Raw genomic sequence first — 25,296 nt, forward strand, 5'->3', positions numbered from 1 at the left:
TGACCTGGCGGTTTGTTGTTCCTGTGCACATACCCGGCGCAGGAACTGTTCCGGATTCCAGATTTATTCAATGGGAAGCATTATCATAATCAGCCTATTCTCTATCCCGGTTAGGCAGGCCAGACATGACTTCAAGTTCCACGGCGGGCAAAGACAGCTTGCAGACGCTCTATGCCAGCCATTACGGCTGGCTGGTCGGATGGTTGAAGCGCCGCGTGGAATCACCGGTGGATGCGGCGGATTTCGCGCAGGATACCTTCGTGCGGCTGTTGGCGCGCGGCAGGCCGCTGGAGCAGGATAAAGAACCGCGGGCATTGCTGGCGCATATTGCCAAGGCCCTGCTGATCGACCATTGGCGTCATCGCGCTGTCGAGCAGGCTTTCCTGGATGCGTTGGCCGCCCAGCCCGAGCCTCTGGTGTCCTCGCCCGAAGACATCGCATTGGTACGCGAAGCCCTGCTGCGCATAGATGCAATGCTGGCCGGCATGCCCGAGAAGACTCGTGTGATTTTCCTGCTGTCGCGTATCGACGGCCTGAAATATGCGGAGATCGGTGAACGTCTGGGGATGGCCGAAATTTCGGTCAAGCGCCATATGCGCCGCGCCTGGATCGCTTGCCTGGAGCTGGCGTGAGCCGCAGCGCCACGAGGACAATCATGGCTGCAGAGGACATTCCGGGTGACGTGCTGGGCGAGGCCGCTGATTGGCTGATGCGCATGCAGGAAGGGGATCTGAACAGCCAGGAAGTCCGTCGTTTCAAGGCATGGTGCGAACGCAGCCGCCAGCATGCGGAAGCCTGGCGACGCGTGCAGGTGGTGCTGGGAACCTTCGAGCAGGTGCCGGAATCCCTGGGGCAACGCCTGATTCCCGAAATGGCGGCCAGCATGGAGCAGCGCCGGCGCAACCGTCGGCGCATGCTGGCAGGCCTGGGGTCATTGGCCATCATCGCGCCGGCCTCCTGGATGTCTCTGCGCCATACGCCGGCGCATTGGAAATTGTCTGCGGATTACCGTACCGGTATCGGTGAAATCCGCGAGATTATCCTGCCCGATGCCAGTCTGGCCGTCATGAATACGGCTAGCGCCATCGAAGTGCAGTTCAGCGCCACGGAGCGCAGGGTGAGGCTGCTGGCTGGGGAAATCCTCATACGTACGCAGCCGGACACTCAGGCGCATGCCCGGCCCTTCCTGGTGCAGACCGGGCAGGGCACGGCGCAGGCCCTGGGAACGCACTATAGCGTGCGGCAGTATGAAGACAGCACCCAGGTGGCAGTTTTCGAGGGGCAGGTGCTGGTGAGGCGTACCGGCAGCGAGACGCAGCTGGCGGTTCTGTCCCCAGGCCGGTCCTTGAAGTTTGGAGCGCATGGCGAGCCGCAGGCGCAGGCTGTTGATGAAACGGCGCTGATGTGGCGCAATGGCATGCTGCTGGTGCGCGACATGCCCCTGGCGGAATTGTTGCAGGAACTGGGGCGCTATCGCCATGGCTTGCTGCGCTGTTCAGAGCGTGCCGCCGGCCTGCGGGTATCGGGTGCCTTCCCGGTGGACGACACCGATGCCAGCCTGGCATTGCTGGCCGAAACCTTGCCTGTGCACGCGCTGCGTCGCACCCGCTACTGGGTCACGCTGGTGATGCAGGACGAAGCGGGCTGAAAGCGCACGCAGGCTCCGCAAGGAGCAGCGGTTGGCGGCAGAGGCGGCATTGTTTGCCGGGCCGCCATGGAAGAAATAAAAAAACATAGTGATACCTGTTCTCTTTTCATCCGGTATATGAGGTGAAGGAACTCGGGCTGGCCTGGCTGGCCGCGTGGTTCCGTAGCACTAGGGATGAAACGTGAACAAGTTGTCAATTGCAGGGCCGGGCATTCGCCGCCTTGCGCCGGGCGCGGCGCTTCGCGCCCATGTCAGGCATGTCCTCGCCAGCCGGCTGGGATACGTGCTGCTGGGGTTGAGCGCTTCGATGCTGGTCGGCAGCCAGATGGAGGTGCAGGCCCAGGCGCTTGCCGCCCCGGGGGCGGCGCCTCGCCAGTCCTACGTTATTGCTGCTGATACGCTCAGCAATGTGTTGGCTGAATTTGCCGCGCGCGCTGGCGTGCCCTTGTCCTTTGATCCCGCGATGCTGGATGGCTTGCACAGCCAGGGCTTGCAAGGGGATTTCAGCGTGACCCAGGGCTTTGCCCGTATTCTTGCTGGTACCGGGTTCGAGATCGAGCGGCGTGCCAACGGCTACGCCTTGAAACCCGCGCCACATGCCGGCATTTCCGAGCTGGATACCGTCATCGTGCAGGGCGAGCACCGGCCGCAGGATGAGGTCTATCGGACGGCGGCCTCGGTCAGCTATCTGTCGCGTGATGACATAGAGCGCTTTCGCGGCACCTCCATCGGCGATATTTTCCAGGGCACGCCTGGCGTGCTGGTGGGCGAAAACCGCAACTCGGGCGGCCTGGATGTGAATATCCGCGGTATGCAGGGGCAAAGCCGGGTGCCGGTGCTGGTGGATGGCGCACGCCAGGAAACCACGGTCTATCGCGGCTACTCCGGCGTATCGTCCCGTTCGTATGTGGATCCCGACCTGATCGGCGGCATAGAAATCAGCAAAGGCCCGGTCAATGGCGTGGGCGGCGTGGGGGCGACTGGCGGCGTGGTGGCCATGCGTACCATCAATGCGGACGACATCATCCGTGATGGCAAGGATTGGGGCATACGCGTGCGCGGCAGCACCTCGGGCAACAGCAGCGCCGCGCCCGCACCGGGAACGGCCGGCGGGGTGCAGAACACCGGCAAGTTTCACGATAATTGCGCCGTGCCTTCCGTGTGCGGCGGCCAGTTTGCCATGCCGGACAGCCACCGGACGGAAAGCGCTTTTGACCGGCCAGCCTTGCTCGACCCCTACAGCTATGCCGCCAGCATCGCCGGAGCCTGGCGCACTGAATCGCTTGATCTGGTGGCCGCATACTCCAAGCGCCGGCAGGGCACTTACTATGCCGGCAAACATGGCCCGACGCCTGAGCTGACTTATGCCAAAGAGTCCGAGCCGTTTCTGGATAAGGTCACCATCGGCTATCAGGGCGCCACGCGCTTCTATGGCGGCGAACAGGTCATCAACAGCAATAGCAACAGTGATTCACAACTGCTGAAAGGCAAGCTGCGCCTGCCTGCGGACCAGCAGGTCGAACTGAGCTACTTGCGTTATCACAGCGAGTACGGCGAGCTGATGCCCTCGCAGTTGCTCTGGTTCGACAAAATCCGCCAGACCAGCAACAGCGAAGTGACCGCGCAGACTGCCACCGCGCGCTATGAGTGGGATCCCGCAGACTCGTCACTGATTCACCTGAAAACCGGTGTCTGGTACACCCATACAGACAGCGTCAACCGGAATTATTCGGATGAACTCGGGCAAGTCGTCCAGGAAAAAGACCCGGAAAAAGAACGCTACAAACGCTTTGGCGCTGACCTGTCGAATGAATCGCAGTTTACGTTTCTGGGGGAGCACCGCCTGAATTACGGCGGCTCTTACCAGCGCGAGGATATCGGCCTGGTGCAGCCGGGTGTCGAGGCGCTCTACGCCTCGGGCCGTTCCGGCTATCGCCACGAAACCAGTCTGTTTGTGGACTGGAACTGGCAACCCGCGCCGGAATGGAATCTGAACGCCGGGCTGCGCTATCAGCGGGCGCGTGGTCACGATAACAAGCGCATGGTGGCGCGCCATACCGAGATTTGCACGTCGGTTGGGGCTGACGGGCGCTGCGAAGGGGGAAAAGTTTCGGTGCCGCCCGAGCAGTGCGGCTGGACTGGGCCTTGCGACCATCCTCAATACTATGACGTGCGCACCAGCGGCACTTCGCCTATTTTCAGTGTGAGCTGGGAGCCATGGATGAATGGGCTGCAGTTTTATGCCCGCCATGCGGAGGCCTATCGCATGCCCAGCCTGTTTGAGTCCACCCGGGGCTGGTCGGCTGCGCCGCTCCAGGATGTGGCCCTGAAGCCGGAGCATGCGATCAACCGGGAGGTTGGCATGAATCTGCTGACTGAAGGGGTGCTGGTCAGCAATGACAGGCTGGCGGCAAAACTGGCGTATTTCCGCAATCACACCAAAAACTATCTGACCCGCACTTTCCCCAATACCTGGGAAGATTCGGGCGAAGATTTTGTCATGCGTAACGTGGAAAGCGTCAAGGTGCGCGGCATGGAAGCAACCCTGGATTATGACGCGGGCTGGGTTTACACACGCTTGTCCGGGACGCGCTACAACTTTGTCGAAGTCTGCCAGATTGGCGGCAGCAACCGTATTCACGAGTGCACGGATTACGGCCTGGCCACGTCCTATTTCAACGACATGATCCCGCCCAAGTGGCATGCCAGCCTGCAATTGGGCACTCGCCTGTTCGAAGGCAAGCTGGATGTCGGCGCGCGGGTCACCCTGATGGGCAAGCGCAATCAAGTGCCGCGCTTCAACAACGACACCGCCCGTGGTTTTGTCCAGCCGGTGCAGTGGCATGCCTATCAATTGGTTGATGTCTATGCCAGCTATCGCTTCAGCGATGCTTTTTCGGTCGATTTCAATATCGACAACCTGACGGATCAGTACTACCTGGACCCGCTTAGCCTGGGCCTGGTGCCTGCGCCTGGCCGCACGGCGCGGCTGGGCGTGACCATGAATTTCTGAGGCCCGGCGCCTGATGGCCGTGCTGTCTTTCCTTTAATAGAGACACTTATGAAACTACAGAGTTATTTTGTGATGCTGAGCTTGCCTGTCGCGCTTGCCGCGTGCGGAGGCGGTGGCGGTGATGACGGTCCGTCACGCACGGCCCCTGTTGCCAAGGCGGGCGCGGCCCAGACGGTGAAAATGGGCAGCGTCGTGACGCTGGATGGCGGCGCGAGCGTCAATGGTTCGGAGGGCGGCGCGCTGGTTTACGCCTGGTCCATGACACAGCAGCCGCCGGGCAGCGGCGCGATCCTGAGCGCCGCCGATGTCATGCAGCCCCGTTTTACCGCGGATATGCCGGGTCATTACAAGGCAAGCCTGACGGTCAGTGACAATACTGGCGCCAGCGTGCCGGATACGGTGACCATTACGGCGACGACGGATGTGCCGGTTGCCGTTATCGAAGCGCCGGGCCAGGCCAGCCTGGGGCAAACCGTCATTCTGGATGGCAGCGGCAGTGTTGCGCCGACCGGATCCACGGGCAGCTTGCAATATCAGTGGACGCTCGTGGCGCCCGAGGGCAGCCAGGCCGTCCTTAATGATGCCGCCGCTGCCAAACCCAGCTTTGTCGCAGATAAGGAAGGGCGCTATCAGGTGACCTTGAGCGTGAGCCATAATGGCCAGGCCAGTGAGCCGCGCCAGCTGGAAGTGAATATCAAAACCACCAACCGGCCGCCTGTTCCGGTTGCCAAGGTTCTGACGGCAGGAGGCGCGGCGGTCACCCCCACCAATGACGAACCGCCTTACCGGTACCAATTCGAGCGCGGTGTGCCGGTGGTGCTGGATGCCAGCGCATCGACCGACCCCGATGGCGACAAGCTCAGCTACCGCTGGTATCTGTTCCATAACAGCCCGGGCGCCGGTTACAGCGTGGTTGGCCTCTCGCAGCCGCAGGCTTCCCGCCAATCACCCGAGCAAGTCTTTGCGGGTGAAAAAATGACCTTTACGCCGGATGTGTCGGGCGATTGGTCGGTTCAGCTGATTGCGTTTGACGGGACGACAACAGCCGATACCTCTGTCAAGTTCAAGACCACCAAGCCTGCGGGCGTGCCCAATAGCAAACCGGTGGCCCGTCTCCTGCCGCCGGAGGCGCCTCGCGATATCCAGCGAAGCTCGGACCCGGTCTGGCTATCACCGGTATCTTATGACGTGGATGGCGAAGCACTGACTCATTATTTCCGCTGGGTGGAAACGCCCGCCGATTTCACGCCTCCCGATCTGTCCGAACAGCATTCGTTCATGTCGTTTACGCCGACGAAGCTGGGCAAATATGTCATCGAACTGATTTCCGAGGAAGCCGGCGGCTCGAAATTGCGCAGCGATCCTGAGTTGACGGAGCTGACGGTCAAGGATGCGCCCAACCGTGCGCCGACGGCCATCACAACGATCAAGATCCAAACCGTGCTGATAGGCGACAGGCTGGTGTTTGATGCGACAGGCAGCGCGGACATGGATGGCGACGAACTGTTTTACCAGTGGACCTTGATAGATCGCCCCGACGACAGCAAGGCTGTGCTTCAGAACAGCGACAAGATCGCGAGTTATGTGGTGACCGATAAGCCGGGCATCTATATGGCTACCCTGGTGGTGACGGATAGCAAAGGCGCGCGCTCCAAGGCCAGTCATGTGATGTACGCCAGGGGCCAGGCCAAGTCCAAGAATAATCCGCCAGTGGTCGCCGCCGCCGGGCAGTGCGTGGATGGCAGTTTTCATAACAAATATACGGTTTGCCCTGATTTCGCGCTGGGATCTGAAGATCAGCCCATAGTGGCGGGTGTCCAGGTGAGACTCCAGGCAAATGGCGTCATAGACCCTGATAGCGACAATCTGTACCACCTGTGGTCGCTGGAACAGCCAGAAGGCAATGGGTCTGCGGATGCAATCCTGAGCCAGTCAGGCTTGATCAAAGTGGAGAAGCCGGGCATGTATACGGCCACTTTTGTCACCAGCGATGGCATGGCTCGCTCCGAACCTGTGGTGAAGCATTTCAAGGCTGTTGAACGCCAGAACTTCCCGACGCTGCTGCTGGAATTCAATGCGACGGGCGCGAAGCCGGAGGCGGCGCAGCCGGGTTCCGACAATGTCCGTATTCAACAGGCCTTGCCGCACAGCCATCAGATTTATACGAACTTCAATGCGGCCAGCAACTGGAATAAGTCCTTGTTCTATACGTTGACGGCCTTTGGCGGGGACTACACCGTGACCGGCCTGGGAACGTCCCAGAGCGGCGATGGGACGGGAGATGGCAAAGTCTATGTGGATGGGCTGGAAAATGGCCAGATCATTCGTCAGGGGACCTCGGTGCGTTTCGCTTTGCGTGACACCAATACCAGTCCGAATACCGACGCGGAATGGTTCTTCGAGATCCAGGAACGTCCGGATTTCCGCTTCCATGTGAAAAACGGGTTCAAGCCCAAAAAGTGATGCCCGCTGAACAGCCGTCTCCTTGACCGGGACGGCCGCCGGGCGCGTGATCGCCAGGCCTTGAAAAAGGCCTGGCGATTTTTTTGCGGCCCAGGCAGGGGCGCGGGCGCATGGCAGGGCGGCGCAGGCCATGGCGGCGCACCGGTGATCAAGCCTGGCGGGCTTTCGCAATGGACTGAAATGTGATTGGGGAGGCGATGCGTTAGACTGGAACTGTTACCGTTTTCGTTTGTCGCATAGAAAGTCAGGCCAGTTCCAGCCCTGCTGTCAGCGCCGGGCGGCCATCTGGCAACAATGCAAACCGCTTTTCCTAGAAGGGCAATTCCATCGTGCTAACGCGTCCTCCGTTTCGTGCCCTGGCATGTTTCTTTTCCTTTTTCATGACTGTTTCCATGACCGCCAACGCAGCGACTGATCCCTCCCCGAGTTCCCGGCCTCCTGTTCAGGTGGCGCCCCAATTTCCCCTGCAGGATTTCTTCCGCAACCCGGAGAAAGGCTATTTCCGCCTGGCGGATGATGGCAAATCGCTGGGCTTCATGCAGCCGGTGGCGGTGGATGGCCAGCCGCCGCGCATGAACATTTTCGTGCAGGCGCTCGATGGCCTGGCGCCTGCGGGCGAACCGCGCCGCCTGACGTCCGAAACTGCCAGGGATATCGGCGGCTACTTCTGGAAAGGCTCGGATACCATCCTGTTTTCCAAGGATTTCGGCGGTGATGAGAACTTTCACGTGCTTGCCGTTGATGCCAAGACCGGAGACGTACGTGACCTGACGCCGTTCGAGAATGTGCGCGCTGGCATCATCGACGACCTGGAAGATGACCCCGACCACGTACTGCTGACGCACAACCAGCGCCAGCCGGAAGTCTTCGATGTGTACCGTGTCAACGTGCGCACGGGTAAGTCGGAACTGGTGGCTTCCAATCCGGGCAATATCGTGGGCTGGCTGACAGACCACCAGGGCAAGGTGCGCGTGGCGGTGGCCAGCGATGGCCTGGAAACCGCCTTGCTGTATCGCGACCGCGAAGCCGATGAATTCAAGCCGCTGATCACGACGAACTACCGCACGGAAGTCAGCCCGCTGTTTTTCACCTTCGACAACAAGAAGATGTACGCGCTCAGCAATCGCGGGCGCGACAAGTCTGCGCTGGTCATTATCGACCCGGCCAAGCCGGATGCCGAAGAGCTGGTCTATGCCCATGACGAAGTGGATATCGGCGGCGCGTCGTATTCGCGCCTGCGCAAGGTGCTGACCGAGGTTTCCTGGGAGACCGACAAGGCCCGTGAGCATTTCTTCGATGAGCCGACGCGTGCGCTGGATGCTGCGTTGCGCCGTCATTTGCCAGGCTATGAAGTGGCTTTGCAAGGCCATAGCCGCGACGAGAATATTTTCATCGTGGCCGCCTACAACGACCGCACGCCGGGTTCGCGCTATCTGTATGACGCCAAGGCCGACAAGCTCGCCAAGCTGGCGGACATCAACCCTGCGCTGCCCGAAGGGCAAATGGCGCAAAGCAGGCCCATCCAGTACAAGAGCCGCGACGGCCTGACGATTCATGGCTATCTCACGCTGCCGGTCGGCCGCGAGCCCAAGAACCTGGCGTGCATTGTCAACCCGCACGGCGGGCCATGGGTGCGTGACAGCTGGGGCTACAACCCGGAAGTGCAGTTCCTGGCCAATCGCGGTTATTGCGTGCTGCAAATGAACTACCGGGGCTCCACGGGTTATGGCCGCGAATTCTGGGAAGCCGGGTTTGGCCAATGGGGTCTGGCCATGCAGGATGATATTACCGATGGCGTGCAATGGCTGATCGAGCAGGGGATTGCCGATCCCAAGCGCGTGGGTATCTATGGCGGCAGCTATGGCGGTTACGCCACGCTGGCAGGGGTGGCGTTCACGCCGGATCTGTATGCGGCCGCCGTGGATTATGTCGGGGTGTCGAATCTGTTCACCTTCATGGAAACGATTCCGCCGTACTGGAAGCCCATGCTGGAAAAAATGCGGGACATGGTGGGCGACCCCGTGCGTGACAAGGAACGCCTGGCGGCAACGTCCCCGGCCTTGCATGCCGACCGGATCAAGACCCCGTTGTTCGTGGCCCAGGGCGCCCGTGATCCGCGCGTGAACAAGGCGGAAAGCGACCAGATGGTTGAAGCGCTGCGCCAGCGTGGCGTGGATGTGGAGTACATGGTCAAGGACAACGAAGGCCATGGTTTCCACAATGACGAGAACAAGTTCGAGTTCTACGCCGCCATGGAAGCCTTCCTGAAAAAGTACCTGAAGCCTTGAACCCTTAGCCAGGCTTTTGCATGGCGGGGCCGGCTGCCAGGCTGGTTGCCAGCCAGGCAGCAGTGCAAGGGCTGCATGACCATGGTCGCTGTGCTTGGCAGGATGCGACAGTAAAAAGGGGCGGAAGCAATTCCGCCCCTTTTTTGCGTCGGTACGCCAGCCAGGCTCGCGAATGGCTGGTGTTGGGGTAGGGGGCTGGATGGAATCGGGGCGATGCCGCCGTTCCTGATGCCTCTCTTTACAAAAGCCCCCTGTTCGCGGTGGGCAGGCAGCAGTATCTTTGATCATGCGTTGTTGTGCGAGCCGTGGCAGGCCGTGCAGTGCGATGGGCTTGCCAGGGCCGGGCCGCGTGCCCGGGAAGAGCAGGCGCTCTTTTTGGCGTGCGGCAAATCGTCCCTCGGATGCCTGGTGCAAGGGGGGAAGTCTTTCAACACTTGCAAGGGAATCGCCATGACTGCTTCGATGGCACCGAGCCGTGGCCAGGTCTTCTGGCTCCGGCTGGTCAGTGTCTTTCTGCTGTTGATCTCACTCTATCTGTTGTACGGAGGCGCACAGTTGGTCGCGCTGGGGGGCAGCGCCGCGTATATCGTTATCGGCCTGTTGTGGCTGGTGGCCGCGGCCTTGCTGTTTGTACGCCGTTCGGCGGGTGCCTGGGTCTATTTGGTCTCGTTGTTGCTGTGCACGGGCTGGGCGGCCTGGGAAGCCGGCAACGTATTCTGGCAGTGGTTCCCGCGCATCATGCTGCCTGTGGGGCTGGGGATGCTGGTGTTCTGGACGGCGCCCTTTGCTCGACGCAATGCCGAGTCCGGCGCCTGGGCGCGCCTCGGGCGGCCCTTGGGGGCGGTTTGCGCACTGGTGCTGGTCGCGATGCTGGGCCTGATGCTGGTGCCGCACGGCGTCACAGAGCCTTCCGCTGGACAACTGGCGCGCGGCGAAGCGCGTGAGGGCGCACAACAGGCCGATGCACCCAGGGACTGGACGCATTACGCCGGCAGCGAGGCTGGCCGCCGCTACGCGGCGATTTCGCAGATCAATGCGGATAACGTCGGCAAGCTGAAATTGGCCTGGTCTGCGCATACCGGTGACATTGCGACCGGTCAGTACGAAGACCAGAACACGCCTTTGCAGATCGGCGATACGCTGTATGTCTGCACGCCCCGCAACCGGGTGCTGGCGCTGGACGTGGATACCGGCGAACAGAAGTGGTCCTTCGACCCCAAGGGTGACGGACCTGAATTCCTGCGTTGCCGCAGCCTGGGGTATGCCGATCTGGCGAAGAACAGTTATGCACCCAAGCGGGCGATCTTCGAGGGCGTGCCGCCGTCTGCCTCCTTGCCGCAGGGGGCATGCGAACAGCGTATTTATCTCACCACTGCCGACGCTCGAATGATGGCCCTGGATGCCAGTACCGGCAAGCCTTGCGAGGACTTCGGTGAACATGGCGCCATCAGCCTGCGCACCGGGCTGGGAGACTTCGACCCGCGTTTTTACTTCAACAATACCGGGCCGCTGGTGATCGAGAACGGCTTGATCGTGGTAGGGGCGCGGGTCAAGGACAATCAGGCGGTGGGCGAGCCCTCGGGCGTGGTACGCGGTTTCGACGTGCGTACCGGTGCGCTGATCTGGGCCTGGGATCTGGGCAATCCGGCCATCACCAAATTGCCGCCACCGGGGGAAACCTATACCAAGGGCACGCCGAATGTCTGGACGTCAATCGCGGCTGATGAAGACCTGGGCATGGTCTATCTGCCGCTGGGCAATGCGACGCCGGATTTCTGGGGCGGCCACCGTACCGAGGCGGATGACGAATACAGTTCGGCCGTGGTGGCGCTCGACTATGTGAGCGGCAAGGAAAAATGGCATTACCAGACGGTACACCATGACCTCTGGGATTACGACCTGCCGTCGCAGCCGGCGCTCTATGACATCCCTGATGGCAAGGGAGGGGTGACGCCCGCGCTGATCCAGCTGACCAAGCGTGGAGAGATCTTCATGCTCGACCGGCGTACCGGGCAGCCCATTGCGGAAGTGGTGGAGAAGCCTGTGCCCACGCACGACCTGCCGCAGGGCGAGCGCATCAGTCCGACCCAGCCCTATTCCGTGGGCATGCCGGCCATCCGTCATCCGGTACTGAAGGAAAGCGATATGTGGGGCATGACGATGCTGGATCAGCTGGCCTGCCGCATTGCTTTCAAGCGGGCACGCTATGACGGCGACTTCACGCCGCAGTCCACGCATCCCATCATCCAGTATCCCGGCAACCTGGGCGGTTTCAACTGGGGCAGCGCCACTGTCGACGAGAAGCACAACTACTTGATCGTCAACGACATCCGCACGGCGATTGTTTCCTGGCTGGTGCCGCGCGACCCGGAAAATGACCCGCAGTATTTTGGCGGCCTGGGGAATTATCCGCAGTTCGGCACGCCCTACATCAACCGCCTGACCAACTTCATGTCCGGCCTGGGCGTGCCGTGCACGCCGCCGCCGCTGGGCACGATGACGGCCATAGACCTGGAAACCCGCGAGATCGTCTGGCAGATTCCGCTGGGCACCACACGTGATTCCGGGCCGATGGGTATCAAGACGCACCTGCCCGTGCCGGTCGGTATGCCGACCATGGGCGCAGGCCTGGCTACCCAGGGCGACCTGGTTTTCTTTACCGGCACACAGGATTACTACGTGCGCGCCATGGATGCCAGGACAGGCAAGGAAGTCTGGAAAGAGCGCCTGCCGGTTGGCGGGCAGGCAACGCCAATGACGTATGTGTCTCCCAAAACCGGCAAGCAGTACATTGTCTTTACGGCCAGTGGTTCACGCGGCCAGCCGGATCGCGGGGATTACGTCATGGCCTATGCCTTGCCTGACTGACCGCCATCCTTGGGAGAGCCTGCCGCTGCGGCGGCAGGCTGATACTGGAAGCCGCCTGTGCGGCTGAAGCCCTGCAACCGTGGCGGGTCAGATATCGAACAGGCTGCCCGTGCTGCTCATGGTGCCTGGCGGCGGCGTCAGCCCCAGGTGGCGCCAGGTGGTCTGCGTGGCAATCCGGCCGCGCGAGGTGCGCTGCAGGAAGCCGTGCTGGATCAGGTAGGGTTCGATGACATCTTCAATGGTGTCGCGCTCTTCGCCGATGGCGGCAGCCAGGCTGTCCACGCCGACCGGGCCGCCATCGAATTTGTGCACGATGGCTTCCAGCAGCTTGCGGTCCATCAGGTCCAGGCCTTGCGGATCGACTTCCAGCATGCCGAGCGCGGCCTGGGCGATTTCCGCCGAGATGATGCCGCCACCCTTGACTTCAGCGTAGTCGCGCACGCGCCGCAGCAGCCGGTTGGCAATGCGGGGCGTACCGCGTGAGCGCCGTGCGACTTCGGCGGCCCCTTCGGGAGTAATGGTGGCTTGCAGCAGGCCGGCGCTGCGCGTGACGATGTGGGTCAGGTCCTGCGCGTTGTAGAACTCCAGCCGCGCCACGATGCCGAAGCGGTCGCGCAGCGGGTTGGTGAGCATGCCTGCGCGTGTCGTGGCGCCCACCAGCGTGAAGGGTTGCAGGTCGAGCTTGACGCTGCGCGCCGCCGGGCCTTCGCCGATGAGGATGTCGATCTGGAAGTCTTCCAGCGCGGGGTAGAGGATTTCCTCGACCACGGGAGACAGCCGGTGGATTTCGTCGATGAACAGGACGTCATTGCGTTCCAGGTTGGTCAGCAGCGCGGCGAGGTCGCCCGGGCGTTCCAGCACGGGGCCGGAGGTCTGGCGCAGCTGCACGCCCATTTCGTGGGCGACAATGTGGGCCAGCGTGGTCTTGCCCAGGCCCGGCGGGCCGAACAGCAGCACGTGATCCAGCGCTTCGCCGCGGTTGCGCGCCGCCTGGATGAAAATGTCGAGCTGGTCGCGTACGCGCTGCTGGCCGACATAGTCGGACAGTGCCTTGGGACGCAGGGCACGCTCCACCGATTCTTCATTCGGTGTGACGGCATGGGGCGTGACCAGGCGGGTGGTCTCGCTGCGGGCGGAGAGGGAGTCTGATTGGATGGCCATGGCGCACGATTTCTGTCCAGTTGCCATGGTAGCACCTGATGATATGTCCAGTGAATCTTCTGCTGATCCTGCCGAGAGCCGGAAGCACGGGATTCATGCAGTGTTTTTGTGCCGCAACATGTACCACCTTGCGCGGTTTGTGGCACGATGATGGTTTCGCACGGCGTGACCTGGCAGGGGGCCCTGCCTGGGTGCCGTGCGTTTTTCATGCAGGACGATTGTCAGGAAATGACCGCTTTAGACCTTCCCAATTACCAGGACGTGATCCGCGCGAGCGCCGTACTGGATGGCGTGGTGAATCGCACGCCGGTGCTGCGCTCGCCATTGGCGGACGCTCGGGCGGGGGCGCAGCTGTTTTTCAAGTGCGAGAATTTTCAACGTACCGGGGCGTTCAAGTTCCGGGGCGCCTACTACGCGATCGCGCGCCTGAGCGAAGAGCAGCGCCGGGCTGGCGTGGTGGCCTATTCTTCCGGCAACCATGCGCAGGCGGTGGCATTGGCCGCCAGGCTGCTGGGCACGCATGCGGTGATCCTCATGCCGGCTGATGCGCCCATGGCCAAGCGGGCGGCTACCGAAGGCTATGGCGGGCAGGTTCTGACTTATGACCGCTACAAGGATGACCGTATCGCCATGGCAGAGGCTTTCGTCCGGGACGAAGGCCGGGTGCTGCTGTCGCCCTATGACCACGCCGATGTCATTGCCGGGCAGGGCACGGCGGCGCTGGAATTGTTGCAGGACCAGACCGACCTGGATCTGCTCGTGACGCCTATTGGCGGTGGCGGCCTGATTTCCGGCAGTGCGCTGGCCTTGCGGGCCCTGCGTCCAGGCGCGCGGCTGATCGGTGTGGAGCCTGCGCTGGGCAATGATGCGCAGCAATCCCTGCGCTCCGGCGTGCTGCACCACATTACCGCGCCACGCACGATTGCCGATGGCGCGACTACCACTCACCTGGGCGACAGGACGTTTGCGATTCTTTGCCGTGACGTCGATGACGTGGTGACGGTCACGGATGAGGAACTGCGCGAAACGCTGGTGTTCCTGGCACAGCGGCTCAAGCTGATCGTGGAACCCACGGGCTGCCTGGGGGCTGCCGCATTGCTGCATGGCAAGATCGCGCTGCGCCCCGGACAGCGGGCCGCAGCCATCCTGAGCGGCGGAAATGTGGATATGACCGCCTTGGCCGGCTACCTGGCGGCCGCCTGAGGGGCTCGCTACCGTGGGCAGCATGAAGCTGGTATCCTCCACGAGGGGTTTACCCCTCGTGCCTGAAGCCGTCCTGTCGGGCGGCGTGCATCCAAGCCTATGAGTTTTACCCAGAATCTTTTCCTGCTAGTCCTGCTTATTGTTGCCAGTGCTTTCTTTTCGCTGGCGGAAATTTCCATGGCGGCCTCGCGGCGCCTGCGCCTGCAACGCCTGGAAGAAGCCGGCGATTCCCGGGCGACCGCAGTCCTGCGCACCCAGGAGCAGCCCGGCCATTACTTCACTGTGGTGCAGATAGGCACCAATACGCTGGCTATTCTTGGCGGTATTGTCGGCGAGGCGCTTTTCAATCCCTACCTGACCGCTTTTTTCGGCTTGTGGATGACGCCATCCTGGGCCAATACGCTGGGCTTTCTGGTGTCGTTCTCGTTGGTGACGTCGTTGTTCATCCTGTTGACCGACCTGGTGCCGCGCCAGCTTGGCATGATCCTGCCCGAACTGGTGGCGGTCCGCGTCGTGCGTCCCATGGTGTGGCTGACTATTCTGTTTCGGCCGTTGGTGCGCTTTTATTCCTGGCTGACCTATCGTACCTTGCGTTTCCTGCGGGTGCCGGACCGACGCGAGGAAAGCGTGACGACCGACGACATCCTGGCGCTGGCGGAAGCGGGCACGCGTTCCGGCGTCCTGGCTGCCGGTGAGCAGCAGGTAATAGAAAATGTATTCGAACTGGGCACGCGCCTGGTGCCCAGCGCCATGACGCAGCGCGAACGCATTGCCTATTTCCTGATTGACGACCCGGACGACGTCATCCGCCTGCGGATTGCGGCGGAGCCCTATTCCACCTATCCGGTCTGCCGCGGCAATATCGACCACGTGGTGGGCTATGTCGATGCCAAGGATCTGTTTCAGCGGGTCTTGAACAACCAGCCCTTGCGTCTGGATGATCCCGGCCTGTTGCGCAAGGTGCTGCTGGTGCCGGATCGCCTGACCCTGGCCGAAGTGCTGGAGCAGTTCCGCCAGGTTGGCGAGGACTTCGCCATGATCGTGAACGAATACAGCCTGGTGGTCGGTCTGGTGACGCTCAATGACGTCATGAGCACGGTCATGGGCGACCTGGTGTCGCCCTGGGATGAAGAGCAGATCATTCGCCGTGATGACCATTCCTGGCTTATTGACGGCGTGACGCCGATCCAGGATGTGCAACGCGTGCTGGGGCTGGATGAGCTGCCAGAAGAAGGGGAGTACGAAACCCTGGCGGGCTTCCTGATGGTGATGTTGCGGCGCGTGCCGCGCCGCACGGATACGATCAGTTGGGGCGGCTACCGCTTCGAGGTCATGGATGTGGATAGCTTCCGCATCGACCAGGTCATGGTGACGCGGCTGTAGGCATGGCCTGGCGGCAAGCTGTGGCGGTCCGGGCAGACGGTCAGTCGCGCCCGGCCCTTGCCGCGCAAGGGGAGACGGCTCAGCGCACCAGGCCTTGCAGGGCGAGCTTGATGCCGCTGGACACGTCCACATCGGCAGGCAGCTTCTTGAGTGCGGCCAGCGATTCACGTTCCGAGTATCCCAGTGCCAGCAGGGCATTCAGGATATCGGACTGATTGCTGGGCGCGGCGCTGCCCTGGACATGGCCCAGGTCGGCCCCCAGCTTGCCCTTCAATTCCAGCAGCAGGCGTTCAGCGGTTTTCTTGCCGATGCCGGGTACGCGCGTCAGGCGCGCGGTTTCCTGCAGGGTGACGGCCTGCGACAGTTCCTCCACGCTCAGGCCGGACAGGATGCCCAGCGCCGTGCGTGCGCCGATGCCGGTGACTTTGACCAGCTGGCGGAAGGTGGCGCGTTCGGCTGGCGTGCCGAAACCGAACAGGACATGCGCATCTTCGCGAATACTCAGATGGGTGTAGAGCGTGACCTTGGCGCCCACGTCCGGCAGGTTGTAGAGCGTGCTCATGGGCACGTCGATGTCGTAGCCCACGCCGCCGGTATCGACGCAGATCGTGGGCGGGGATTTTTCCAGCAGGGTGCCGGTGATGCGGCCAATCATGGCGGGTCGTCCTCAGGTGAATGCGCGTATGCCGCCAGCCACCGAAAACTGGCGGCCAGGGCAGGGAATGCGTGGATGATAAACGAGACGGCAAGGGCTGCGGCGTTTTTGCCGCAGCGCTTCAGCGCAGCCTGCCGTTGCGGTAGGCCGGCCGGAACTGGCGCGCTGCCAGCGCGTGGCCCTGGGCGTCCAGCTGGTCCTGCATGGCGCCTATGTGCGCGTGGCAGATGGCACAGGCCAGCGCATCGGCGGAGTCGGGCGCCGGGTTGCCATCCAGGGCCAGCAGATGCCGCACCATGTGCTGCACCTGTTCCTTGGCGGCGCGGCCCGTGCCGACCACAGACTTCTTGATCTGCAGGGCCGTGTATTCATGCACGCTCAGGGCGCTGTCCGCCAGCGCGCACAGTGCCGCGCCGCGTGCCTGGCCCAGCAGCAGTGTGGAAGACGGATTGGTATTGAGAAAAACGATTTCCAGCGCAGCGACATCCGGGCGGGTGTCGCGCGCCACCTCGCGCAGATTGTCGAGGATGACGCGCAGGCGTTCGGACAGCGGCAGCGTCGTGGGAACCACGATCGTGCCGCTGGCCACGTAGGACAGGCGGGGTCCGGCGACGTCGATGACGCCGAAGCCGGTACGCCGCAGGCCAGGGTCCACGCCCAGGATGCGCATGGCGTCTTAGTGGCGGAAGTGGCGGATGCCGGTGAACACCATGGCAATGCCACGTTCGTCGGCGGCGGCGATGACTTCATCGTCGCGCACGCTGCCGCCCGGCTGGATCACGCAGCTGGCGCCTGCGTCCACGACGACATCCAGGCCGTCACGGAACGGGAAGAATGCGTCGGAGGCCACGGCCGAACCCTGGATGCTCAGACCGGCGTTCTCCGCCTTGATGGAGGCGATGCGGGCCGAATCCACGCGGCTCATCTGGCCTGCGCCCACACCCACGGTGGCGCCATTGGCGACGAACACGATGGCGTTGGACTTCACGTACTTGGCCACGTTCCAGGCGAACATCAAGTCGCGCAGCTGTTCCTCGGTGGGGGCCAGCTTGGTGACGACCTTGAGGTTGTCACGCGTCAGTACGTGGTTGTCGGGGCTTTGCAGCAGCCAGCCGCCGCCCACGCGCTTGACGTCGAAATCGTTCTGGCCGGCGCCCAGCGGCACCTGCAGTACACGCACATTTTTCTTGGCAGCGAAGATGGCCAGCGCGGCGCCGTCATATTCCGGTGCCAGCACGACTTCCACGAACTGTCCGCTGACGGCTTCTGCCGTGGCAGCGTCTACCGGACGGTTGAAGGCGATGATGCCGCCGAAAGCGGAGGTCGGATCGGTGCGCAAGGCGCCCTGGTAGGCGGCCAACGTGTTGGCGCCCAGTGCGACGCCGCAGGGGTTGGCGTGCTTGACGATGACGCAGGCCGTGCTGTCGAAGCTGCGGACGGCTTCCCAGGCGGCATCGGCGTCGGCAATGTTGTTGTAGGACAATTCCTTGCCCTGCAGCTGGCGATAGTTGCCCAGCAGGCCTGCCGAGCGCACGGGGTCGACGTAGAAGGCGGCGTGCTGGTGAGGGTTCTCGCCATAGCGCAGCGCCTGTTCGCGGCGAACCTGCAGCGTCAGGGTGCGGGGCCACGCATCGCGGGCCGGTGCGGCGTCCTGGGCCGGTGCGGTTTCCGCCAGGCTGCTCAGGTAGGCGGCAATGGCACCGTCATAGGCGGCGGTGTGGGCATAGACCTTGCCGGCCAGTTCCAGGCGCAGCGAGTAGGACGGGGTGCCTGCCGGGCTGTCGATGCCTTCCAGCACGCGGCCGTAGTCGGCCGGGTCGATCACGACCGTCACGCCGCCGGCTTCCGTGCCATGGTTCTTGGCTGCCGCACGCAGCATGGCGGGGCCGCCGATGTCGATGTTTTCGACGGCATCGGCAAAGGTGCAGCCAGGCTTGGCGACGGTTTCGCGGAAGGGGTAGAGGTTCACCACCAGCAGGTCGATGCGCTCGATCCCGTGTTCTTCAATGGTGCTCAGGTGCTCCGCGTTGTCGCGGCGTGCCAGCAACCCACCGTGGATTTTCGGGTGCAGCGTCTTGACGCGGCCATCCAGGATTTCCGGGCTGCCGGTATGCTGGGCCACTTCGGTCACGGCCAGGCCGGCTTCTGCCAGCAGCTTGGCGGTGCCGCCGGTGGACAGCAGCTTGATGCCGCGTGCGGCCAGCGCGCGGGCGAAATCGACAATACCGGCTTTGTCGGAGACGGAGAGCAGGGCGGTTTGGATTTTCATGGTTGGAATGAAAAGTAGGGGAATTCGGAGGGCCGGTCAGTTCGGGATCAGGCTGTGCGCCTGGAGCTTCTTGCGCAAGGTGTTGCGGGTGATGCCCAGCATTTCGGATGCACGCGACTGGTTGCCGCCGGCCTGCTTCATGACGACCTCGAGCACGGGCCGCTCAACGGCGGTCATCACCATGTTCCACATGTTCTGGGGGGCATCCCCCTCCAGGTCGGCGAAGTAGCGCTCCAGGCTGGTGCGCACACATTCTTCGAGGACATCTTGCTTGCTCATGTTCAGATAAAAGAGTGATGGCCGCGTCAGGCGGCCAGGGGGCCAGTGGCGATAACGGGGGCGTGCGGGTCGCAGGTGCGCATGTTCTGGTCGAACCAGTCGGCGACGGCGCGCCATTGTGCGCGGGTATCGTCAAGACGGTTCATCACGGCGCAGAATGCCTGCGCGCCGGGCAGGCCGGCCAGATACCAGCCGATGTGCTTGCGGGCGGTGCGCACGCCAGTGTGCTCGCCATAAAAACGGTAGTGGTCGTCCAGGTGTTCCAGCAGCAGTTCGCGCATGGCCTGCCAGCTGGGCGGAGGCAGTTGTTCGCCGGTACGCAGGTAATGGTCGATGTTGCGGAACAACCAGGGGCGGCCCTGGGCCGCGCGGCCTATCATGACCGCGTCGGCGCCAGTGTAGTCGAGGACGTGCCTGGCTTTTTCAGGACTGTCGATGTCGCCGTTGGCGATCAGGGGAATGCGGATTTCCGCGCGCACGGCGCGGATCGTGTCGTATTCGGCTTCGCCAGTGTAGAGGTCGGCGCGGGTGCGGCCATGCAAGGTCAGTGCGGCGATGCCGGTGTCTTCGGCCAGGCGCGCAATGCGCAGCGCGTTGCGGTTGTCGCGGTCCCAGCCGGTACGGGTCTTGAGCGTGACTGGAATGCCCAGCGGTTCGCAGGCGCGCACCACGCTGTCGAGAATGCGCGCCACCAGGTCTTCATCGCGCAGCAGGGCGGAGCCGGAGGCGGCGTTGCAGACCTTTTTGACCGGGCAGCCCATATTGATGTCTATGATGCGGGCGCCCTTGCCGATATTGAATACCGCTGCCTCGGCCATCATGGCGGGGTCGGCGCCGGCAATTTGCACAGCTACCGGCGCGATTTCGCCTTCATGGTCCAGGCGTCTTGATGTTTTGACGCTTTCCCAGAGGCGCGGATTACTCGCGGCCATTTCCGACACGGCATAGCCTGCCCCCAGCTTTTTGCAAAGCTGGCGGAATGGGCGGTCCGTCACGCCCGCCATCGGGGCGACGAAAACGTTGTTGGGAAGGGACCAGGGGCCTATGCGCATAAGGAGGGATTTTAACCATGCCGGGGCGCAGTCGGGGCGCCGGGCTTGCTTTGCCCGTCTGGCGCCATGCCGCGATGCCCTGCGGCGGGGATTCAGGTGCGCAGGCCTTGCAGCAAATGGCGTGCCAGCGGGGCGCGTAGCGCGGGTAGCAGGTCGAGCGCAAGCAGGCCTGCGCCGCTGGCGTGTTCCACCACAGCCGTCTGGGTGGAGAAGATGCGGGGCAGCAGGCCTGTCAGGCGTATTGTCAGTTCGCGGTCAGGCTCGCGTGCTGCTTCGTATTCCTGCAGCGCGCCGTCCAGCGCGCCGGTACGGCCTTGCAGCCAGGGCGCCAGGCTTTGCGCCAGGCGGGCCGCATCGCGCAGACCGAGATTCAGGCCCTGGCCCGCCACGGGATGCAGGGTCTGGGCAGCGTTGCCGATGACCAGTGCGCGTCCGTCGCGCAATTGGGCGGCGTGTGAGGGCGCCAGGGGGAAGGTGGCGCGGCTGCCCATGACCTCCAGGCGTCCCAGCCGGGTGCCGAAGTGGCGGGTCAGTTCTTCGGAGAAGTGCGCGTCATCGAAATGAGCGATGCGTTGCGCGTCGCTGGCCGGCAGGCACCAGACAACCGCATGGACGGCCGGGCCGGCCGGGTGGGGCAGCAAGGCCAGCGGGCCTGAGCGTGTAAAACGTTCCCAGGCCCAGCCCAGGCGGGGCAAGGTGGCGCGCGCCAGCGTCAGGATGGCGTGTTGGGCGTTGTCCGACGGGATAGGTTCGCCCGGCAGGCCATCGGCACGTACCGCCAGTGCTGCGCGATAGTGTTGTTCGCCTTGCTGTATGCTGACGCCATCGTTGTCTTGCAGGCCCACGGTCGCCGGTACGCCATGGCGTACCGTCACGCGGCTGGCTTCCAGCGCCTGGAGCAGGCTGTCCTGCAGGTCGCTGTAGGTCAGTACGCTGCCGAGGCGAGGCACATGCAGTTCGCTGGCCTGGATCAGCGTGCGCCCCAGGCGGCCTTTCTGCGATACATGCACGGTATGGATATCTGCCGCGCTGGCGGGCCAGGCGCCCAGCGGTTCCAGCAGCATACGGCTGCCATGGTTCAAGGCGAGCGTGCGCGGATCCGGGCCGCAGGCCGGGGCACCGGCAGCGGGACGATCGCTGGCCAGCAGCAGGATGCGTTCGGGTTGCGAGGCCTGCTGCGCCAGCAGCAGGGCAAGGGCGATGCCGACAGGCCCGGCGCCCAGGATGGCGACGTCGTACATGGAATATTCTCCTGCCTGGACCCGGAACACTGCCACGGCTCAGGCTGGACGCCGCTTGGCCCGGATTCTGACGATAAGCCTGGCCGCCGCCCGCCGGTCGGCAAGCAGGGTCAGACTGTTCTGATTCTTGGCGGCCAGCGCCGCCGATGGTGGTGGGAACAGGCTTGCCGGAGGCAACTAGCGCCCACCATACAGGCAGTGTAGCCCGGGATAACGGGAATAACAAAAAACAAGCGCTTAACACCTTGTTTTTAAATGATAAAAATGTTATGCTCTTATTCCTTTCCACAACGAGGGGCATTTGTGTCCACTGATCCTGGCGAAAGTAGCCGATCCGACACCTTGCTTCCGGCCTGACCAGCAACAGGTTTCCTGCCTGCTGGCTTAGCCCGGCAGGTAGCGCGTCTTAGTGTTTCGTTTGAGCATTCTGCGGGTATCCCGTACCGCTCACGTTTCCCGCTTTCTTGACCGCCTTTCAGGCGTGTCTGCGCTGTCTGTGTGTCCGATCCCAGTTGCCGGCCGTTGCGTCGATACGATGCATGGCCGGTCGTCGAACCGCGTCGGCCGCGCGAGCGTCCGGCACCCAAATGGGAGACTGCCATGCGAATTTTCGATCTCTATCTGCGCCGTGCTGGACTGGCTGGCGCCGCAACCCGTACCCAGCATCGTTCCATGCAACGCCTGATGCTGGACTGCGAAGCCTCGCGTCTGGGCGACTTGCGTCGCCAGATCTGTCTGGACCTGCGTGATGCTGGCCTGGAAGTCTCCGCCTTGCGTGTCGGACCGGGCATGGTGGACGGCAGCGTTCATGCCTACCTGGATGTTGATTGTCCTCCGGAGCGCCGTGCGGCGATGATGTGCCAGGTGCGTCGTTTGCGGCAGCATCCGGGCGTGCGCCGCCTGGATGTCGATGCCGGTGTTCCGGCCTGAACCACTGCGCTACGCCGCCATCTGCGACAGGCCGCAAGATGGCCAACCCGATAGCCTGCCCGTATGATGCCCATGGCTGCCCAGGCAGCCATGGGTTTTTTGTTGTCTGCGCCGTGGCCAGCGGCTGCCGGGGCGGCCGGGAAAATCGCCGGATGGACAGGCAGGACGCCGATTGTTACGGAACCTGCGGGCCGCACCGTTATCATAATCAGCATGAAGATGAAGATTGCCTCGCGCCGGCACGGACCGGCCCCTGCTTTCGCCGTGCGTCCCGGGCAGCGTGTGCTGGCCTGTGTTCTGTCGCTTGCCGCGCTGTGCACGGTTCCATCCGTTCCGGCCCAGCCCGTCGGGCTGCCGTCGATGGGGGCGGCATCGGCGACCGAGCTGTCACCGCTGCAGGAGCGCCGCCTGGGCGACGCCATCATGGTGCAGGGCAGGATGGACCCGTCGTACATTGGCGATGCCGATCTCATCCAGTACCTGACGGAGTTGGGGGAGGGCCTGGCGAAGTTCGCGCCAAATGGTCAAATCCCGGTGCAGATCTTCGGCCTGAAAGACCCGACCATCAACGCATTCGCCATGCCGGGCGGCTATATCGGGGTACACAGCGGCCTGATCGTTTCTTCCGAGTCCGAATCTGAACTGGCGGGCGTGGTAGCGCACGAAATCGGCCACGTCAGCCAGCGCCACATCGCCCGTGGCCTGACCCAGCAATCGCAGAACAGCGGCGTGATGATGGCGGCGGTGGCTGCAGCGTTGCTGGCGGCCGTGGCTGGCGGTGGCGCCGACCTGGCGACCGGCCTGGCGGCCTTCGGGCAGGCCGCCGCCATCGACCGCCAGCTGGGCTTCTCGCGGGATGCCGAGCGCGAGGCCGATCGCGCCGGCGTCGAAATGCTGCGCAAGGCGGGCTACGACCCCAACGGCATGGTGCATATGTTCGCCCGGCTCATGAATGCCTCGCGCCTGAACGAGGGGACCGGGGGCGGCGCCTATGCCAGCACTCACCCCCTGTCTCTGGACCGCATGTCGGACATGCAGAACCGGGTGCGCATGTTGCCGCCCGTGAATCATGCCAGCAGCCCGGCTTTCTGGTTCCTGCGGGCGCGCCTGCGGGTGCAGCAGGCCAGCGATCCGCAGGCGCGCCAGCGGGTCGAGGCCCAGCTACGCGACGAGGCCAGGGCGGATAGCGGCGTGCGCCGGGCGTCGGCGCTCTACGGCCAGGCTTTGCTGGCCCTGCAGCGCAACGATCTGGAGGGCGCGGGGCGCCTGCTTGCGGCTTCGCGAGCAGACGGCATGGAAACACCGCAGCAGGCGGCGCTGGAGGTAGAGATCGCCTGGGCCGGCAAGCAGGACGCGCGGCAACTGGCCGCAGCGGCCTGGAAGCGCTGGCCGGAACAGCAGTTGATGGTGCGCCTGAACGCGCAGGCCTTGCAGCGTGCCGGCGATCATGCCGGGGCCGTGGCTTTCCTGGACGAACGCCTGAAGGACGACCGGCCGGTATTGCGGGATTCACTGTTGTATCAGTTGCGGGCTCAGAGCCTGGAGCAGTTGGGCCGCAAAGCCCAGGCGCGGCGCGACATGGCGCGCTACTACCGCGAAACTGGCGCGCTGGCCGCAGCGGTGGGACAGTTGCGCCAGGCGCGAGGCATGACCAGCGATTTCTATGAGCAATCGCAGATCGACGCGGAAATCAATGATATCCAGCGTCAGCTGGAGGATGAACGTGTGCTGTTGGAGCGTTTTCGTGCATCCTGACTTGTGCGCGGTCTGTTCATGGCGGAAGATGGGTTATTGGGGGTTGGTATGGTTGCGGAAAGCAAATTTCAAGGCTTCCAGCGCTCCACGTGCCGCTGCGGTTGAGTGAGTTTCTTCGGCAAACTCAATAAAATCAATTCCAAGGTTTTCCAGATTCTTTTCCTTTACCTCATTCACGATTGCGTGAGCTCGGCTCACCATCTGGCGTTGTTGCAGTTTTTTGCTGCGCACGGGATCTTTCAACCAGGGAGAAGGCGTTTCTTCATATTCGCCTACCATCACCTGCGCACGGATGGATTTGCCAGGCTTGTAGCTTTCCACAAAAGAATGCTGATAACGCGTAATGGTGCTGTTGTTCCACCAGGTGGATGGACTGGACGAAAGATAGTTGGTGAATGCGCCAGGATAAGCGAACAGGCTGTACAAGGTAAATAAGCCGCCGTAAGAATGCCCGAATAAACTCTGGTTATTCTTATCAATCGGGAAACGGCTTTCTACCTCTGGTTTTAATTCCTCTTCCAGAAAACGATGGAATTTCTCCGCGCCGCCAAAACGGTCAGTATGGTTGTCACCCGTATTTGAATAGTCTGCTGCTGGCGGTGTGTAGTCCTCGGCGCGTTGTGATAAGTCCAGGCCATTGGGGTAGCCAATGCCGACCATAATGATCGGTCTGGCGGCGTTTTCTTCGGCGTTCATCTGCATGGCGGACGCCAGCGTGACCATCCCTGGAAAAATATGATCGCCATCAAGCACATAAAGTACGTCGTAGCGTTCTGCCTCGGGGTTACCGAGACGGGCTATCTGGATGCGGTACTTTTTGCCCGTATGCTTTGACGTGATGTGTACTTCTTCCGCCTGCGGAATGACGGCCTGCATCGCAGTGAACATGTTGTACATCTTGTGTGAAACTTGCCAGATCGGAACCGCAATAATCACTAATATTAGCAATAATAATATTAGAATCCATTTCTTAATCGACATTTTTTTCATTTTTAGTTACAATTGCAAGGGTGGCCGGAACTGAAAATCGTTATCATTTGATTGTATACTATCGGTCGCTTGCTAGTTTGGCCGTAAGCGTTTTTTCA

At 62.6% G+C, this 25,296-nt stretch carries 18 protein-coding genes; 10 read left to right on the forward strand and 8 right to left on the reverse strand.

Annotated elements, in window-relative coordinates:
• Nucleotides 1–125: 125 nt before the first annotated feature.
• The 6 genes from ACEW7X_RS03545 (at nucleotide 126) to ACEW7X_RS03570 (ending at nucleotide 12,280) form a co-directional block, all read left to right on the forward strand.
• Entirely contained in the window at nucleotides 126–632 is a 507-nt protein-coding gene (locus ACEW7X_RS03545) for a sigma-70 family RNA polymerase sigma factor (protein ID WP_134838090.1), read from the forward strand.
• Nucleotides 633–655: 23 nt separating this feature from the next.
• A complete protein-coding gene (locus ACEW7X_RS03550) occupies nucleotides 656–1,648 on the forward strand; it encodes a FecR domain-containing protein (RefSeq protein ID WP_420177610.1) in 993 nt (330 codons plus the stop codon).
• Between the two features lie 181 nt (nucleotides 1,649–1,829).
• On the forward strand, nucleotides 1,830–4,661 hold the full coding sequence (locus ACEW7X_RS03555) for a TonB-dependent receptor domain-containing protein (protein WP_420177611.1): 2,832 nt from the start codon (nucleotides 1,830–1,832) through the stop codon (nucleotides 4,659–4,661).
• A gap of 48 nt (nucleotides 4,662–4,709) precedes the next feature.
• Entirely contained in the window at nucleotides 4,710–7,124 is a 2,415-nt protein-coding gene (locus ACEW7X_RS03560) for a PKD domain-containing protein (protein ID WP_153044160.1), read from the forward strand.
• Nucleotides 7,125–7,516: 392 nt separating this feature from the next.
• Nucleotides 7,517–9,412: a S9 family peptidase gene (locus ACEW7X_RS03565; RefSeq protein ID WP_420177612.1), complete on the forward strand. Its 1,896-nt coding sequence runs from the start codon at nucleotides 7,517–7,519 to the stop codon at nucleotides 9,410–9,412.
• A gap of 450 nt (nucleotides 9,413–9,862) precedes the next feature.
• Nucleotides 9,863–12,280 carry a membrane-bound PQQ-dependent dehydrogenase, glucose/quinate/shikimate family gene (locus tag ACEW7X_RS03570; protein WP_420177613.1) on the forward strand — a complete coding sequence of 806 codons (2,418 nt, stop codon included), beginning with the start codon at nucleotides 9,863–9,865 and terminating at the stop codon, nucleotides 12,278–12,280.
• A gap of 87 nt (nucleotides 12,281–12,367) precedes the next feature.
• Here ACEW7X_RS03570 and ruvB read toward each other — a convergent pair whose 3' ends face one another.
• On the reverse strand, nucleotides 12,368–13,441 hold the full coding sequence (ruvB, locus tag ACEW7X_RS03575; protein ID WP_068374963.1) for a Holliday junction branch migration DNA helicase RuvB: 1,074 nt from the start codon (nucleotides 13,439–13,441) through the stop codon (nucleotides 12,368–12,370).
• A 228-nt stretch (nucleotides 13,442–13,669) separates the two neighbouring features.
• On the opposite strand from ruvB, the gene ACEW7X_RS03580 reads away from it, so the two are divergent.
• Nucleotides 13,670–14,644, forward strand: coding sequence for a threo-3-hydroxy-L-aspartate ammonia-lyase (locus ACEW7X_RS03580; RefSeq protein WP_068375099.1), 975 nt, complete (start codon nucleotides 13,670–13,672; stop codon nucleotides 14,642–14,644).
• A gap of 99 nt (nucleotides 14,645–14,743) precedes the next feature.
• The gene (locus ACEW7X_RS03585) at nucleotides 14,744–16,027 is read left to right on the forward strand and encodes a hemolysin family protein (RefSeq protein WP_068374960.1); all 1,284 of its coding nucleotides are present in this window, start codon (nucleotides 14,744–14,746) and stop codon (nucleotides 16,025–16,027) included.
• 79 nt (nucleotides 16,028–16,106) lie between these two features.
• On the opposite strand, the gene ruvA is transcribed toward ACEW7X_RS03585, so the two are convergent.
• The 6 genes from ruvA to ACEW7X_RS03615 all read right to left on the reverse strand — a co-directional run bounded on the left by ruvA (nucleotide 16,107) and on the right by ACEW7X_RS03615 (nucleotide 21,523).
• Nucleotides 16,107–16,682 carry a Holliday junction branch migration protein RuvA gene (gene ruvA / locus ACEW7X_RS03590; RefSeq protein ID WP_130487309.1) on the reverse strand — a complete coding sequence of 192 codons (576 nt, stop codon included), beginning with the start codon at nucleotides 16,680–16,682 and terminating at the stop codon, nucleotides 16,107–16,109.
• Nucleotides 16,683–16,803: 121 nt separating this feature from the next.
• On the reverse strand, nucleotides 16,804–17,352 hold the full coding sequence (gene ruvC / locus ACEW7X_RS03595) for a crossover junction endodeoxyribonuclease RuvC (protein WP_068374944.1): 549 nt from the start codon (nucleotides 17,350–17,352) through the stop codon (nucleotides 16,804–16,806).
• Between the two features lie 6 nt (nucleotides 17,353–17,358).
• Nucleotides 17,359–18,951, reverse strand: coding sequence for a bifunctional phosphoribosylaminoimidazolecarboxamide formyltransferase/IMP cyclohydrolase (gene purH, locus ACEW7X_RS03600; protein ID WP_134838094.1), 1,593 nt, complete (start codon nucleotides 18,949–18,951; stop codon nucleotides 17,359–17,361).
• A 36-nt stretch (nucleotides 18,952–18,987) separates the two neighbouring features.
• Nucleotides 18,988–19,230: a helix-turn-helix domain-containing protein gene (locus tag ACEW7X_RS03605; RefSeq protein ID WP_068374937.1), complete on the reverse strand. Its 243-nt coding sequence runs from the start codon at nucleotides 19,228–19,230 to the stop codon at nucleotides 18,988–18,990.
• A 26-nt stretch (nucleotides 19,231–19,256) separates the two neighbouring features.
• Nucleotides 19,257–20,282, reverse strand: a complete 1,026-nt coding sequence (gene dusB / locus ACEW7X_RS03610; RefSeq protein WP_068374935.1) for a tRNA dihydrouridine synthase DusB — start codon at nucleotides 20,280–20,282, stop codon at nucleotides 19,257–19,259.
• Nucleotides 20,283–20,374: 92 nt separating this feature from the next.
• Nucleotides 20,375–21,523: an FAD-dependent monooxygenase gene (locus ACEW7X_RS03615; protein ID WP_253103170.1), complete on the reverse strand. Its 1,149-nt coding sequence runs from the start codon at nucleotides 21,521–21,523 to the stop codon at nucleotides 20,375–20,377.
• Between the two features lie 600 nt (nucleotides 21,524–22,123).
• Between ACEW7X_RS03615 and ACEW7X_RS03620 the strand changes: the two genes are divergently transcribed.
• Together ACEW7X_RS03620 and ACEW7X_RS03625 are read left to right on the forward strand one after the other, a co-directional pair.
• The gene (locus tag ACEW7X_RS03620; protein ID WP_068374925.1) at nucleotides 22,124–22,453 is read left to right on the forward strand and encodes a hypothetical protein; all 330 of its coding nucleotides are present in this window, start codon (nucleotides 22,124–22,126) and stop codon (nucleotides 22,451–22,453) included.
• A gap of 219 nt (nucleotides 22,454–22,672) precedes the next feature.
• Nucleotides 22,673–24,208 carry a M48 family metalloprotease gene (locus ACEW7X_RS03625; RefSeq protein WP_130487347.1) on the forward strand — a complete coding sequence of 512 codons (1,536 nt, stop codon included), beginning with the start codon at nucleotides 22,673–22,675 and terminating at the stop codon, nucleotides 24,206–24,208.
• 33 nt (nucleotides 24,209–24,241) lie between these two features.
• Here the strand turns inward: ACEW7X_RS03625 and ACEW7X_RS03630 are convergent, their stop codons facing one another.
• Nucleotides 24,242–25,189, reverse strand: a complete 948-nt coding sequence (locus ACEW7X_RS03630) for an alpha/beta hydrolase (RefSeq protein WP_165390043.1) — start codon at nucleotides 25,187–25,189, stop codon at nucleotides 24,242–24,244.
• Between the last annotated feature and the right edge of the window lie 107 nt (nucleotides 25,190–25,296).

The sequence above is a fragment of the Kerstersia gyiorum genome (genome assembly GCF_048595715.1).
Classification (GTDB): domain Bacteria; phylum Pseudomonadota; class Gammaproteobacteria; order Burkholderiales; family Burkholderiaceae_B; genus Kerstersia; species Kerstersia gyiorum.

Coding starts and splice junctions, on each gene's coding strand:
- ACEW7X_RS03545 (WP_134838090.1), top strand. CDS start 126: ATGACTTCAAGTTCCACGGCGGGCAAAGACAGCTTGCAGACGCTCTAT.
- ACEW7X_RS03550 (WP_420177610.1), top strand. CDS start 656: ATGGCTGCAGAGGACATTCCGGGTGACGTGCTGGGCGAGGCCGCTGAT.
- ACEW7X_RS03560 (WP_153044160.1), top strand. CDS start 4,710: ATGAAACTACAGAGTTATTTTGTGATGCTGAGCTTGCCTGTCGCGCTT.
- ACEW7X_RS03565 (WP_420177612.1), top strand. CDS start 7,517: ATGACCGCCAACGCAGCGACTGATCCCTCCCCGAGTTCCCGGCCTCCT.
- ACEW7X_RS03570 (WP_420177613.1), top strand. CDS start 9,863: ATGACTGCTTCGATGGCACCGAGCCGTGGCCAGGTCTTCTGGCTCCGG.
- ruvB (WP_068374963.1), bottom strand. CDS start 13,441: ATGGCCATCCAATCAGACTCCCTCTCCGCCCGCAGCGAGACCACCCGC.
- ACEW7X_RS03580 (WP_068375099.1), top strand. CDS start 13,670: ATGACCGCTTTAGACCTTCCCAATTACCAGGACGTGATCCGCGCGAGC.
- ACEW7X_RS03585 (WP_068374960.1), top strand. CDS start 14,744: ATGAGTTTTACCCAGAATCTTTTCCTGCTAGTCCTGCTTATTGTTGCC.
- ruvA (WP_130487309.1), bottom strand. CDS start 16,682: ATGATTGGCCGCATCACCGGCACCCTGCTGGAAAAATCCCCGCCCACG.
- ruvC (WP_068374944.1), bottom strand. CDS start 17,352: ATGCGCATCCTGGGCGTGGACCCTGGCCTGCGGCGTACCGGCTTCGGC.
- purH (WP_134838094.1), bottom strand. CDS start 18,951: ATGAAAATCCAAACCGCCCTGCTCTCCGTCTCCGACAAAGCCGGTATT.
- ACEW7X_RS03605 (WP_068374937.1), bottom strand. CDS start 19,230: ATGAGCAAGCAAGATGTCCTCGAAGAATGTGTGCGCACCAGCCTGGAG.
- dusB (WP_068374935.1), bottom strand. CDS start 20,282: ATGCGCATAGGCCCCTGGTCCCTTCCCAACAACGTTTTCGTCGCCCCG.
- ACEW7X_RS03615 (WP_253103170.1), bottom strand. CDS start 21,523: ATGTACGACGTCGCCATCCTGGGCGCCGGGCCTGTCGGCATCGCCCTT.
- ACEW7X_RS03620 (WP_068374925.1), top strand. CDS start 22,124: ATGCGAATTTTCGATCTCTATCTGCGCCGTGCTGGACTGGCTGGCGCC.
- ACEW7X_RS03625 (WP_130487347.1), top strand. CDS start 22,673: ATGAAGATTGCCTCGCGCCGGCACGGACCGGCCCCTGCTTTCGCCGTG.
- ACEW7X_RS03630 (WP_165390043.1), bottom strand. CDS start 25,189: ATGTCGATTAAGAAATGGATTCTAATATTATTATTGCTAATATTAGTG.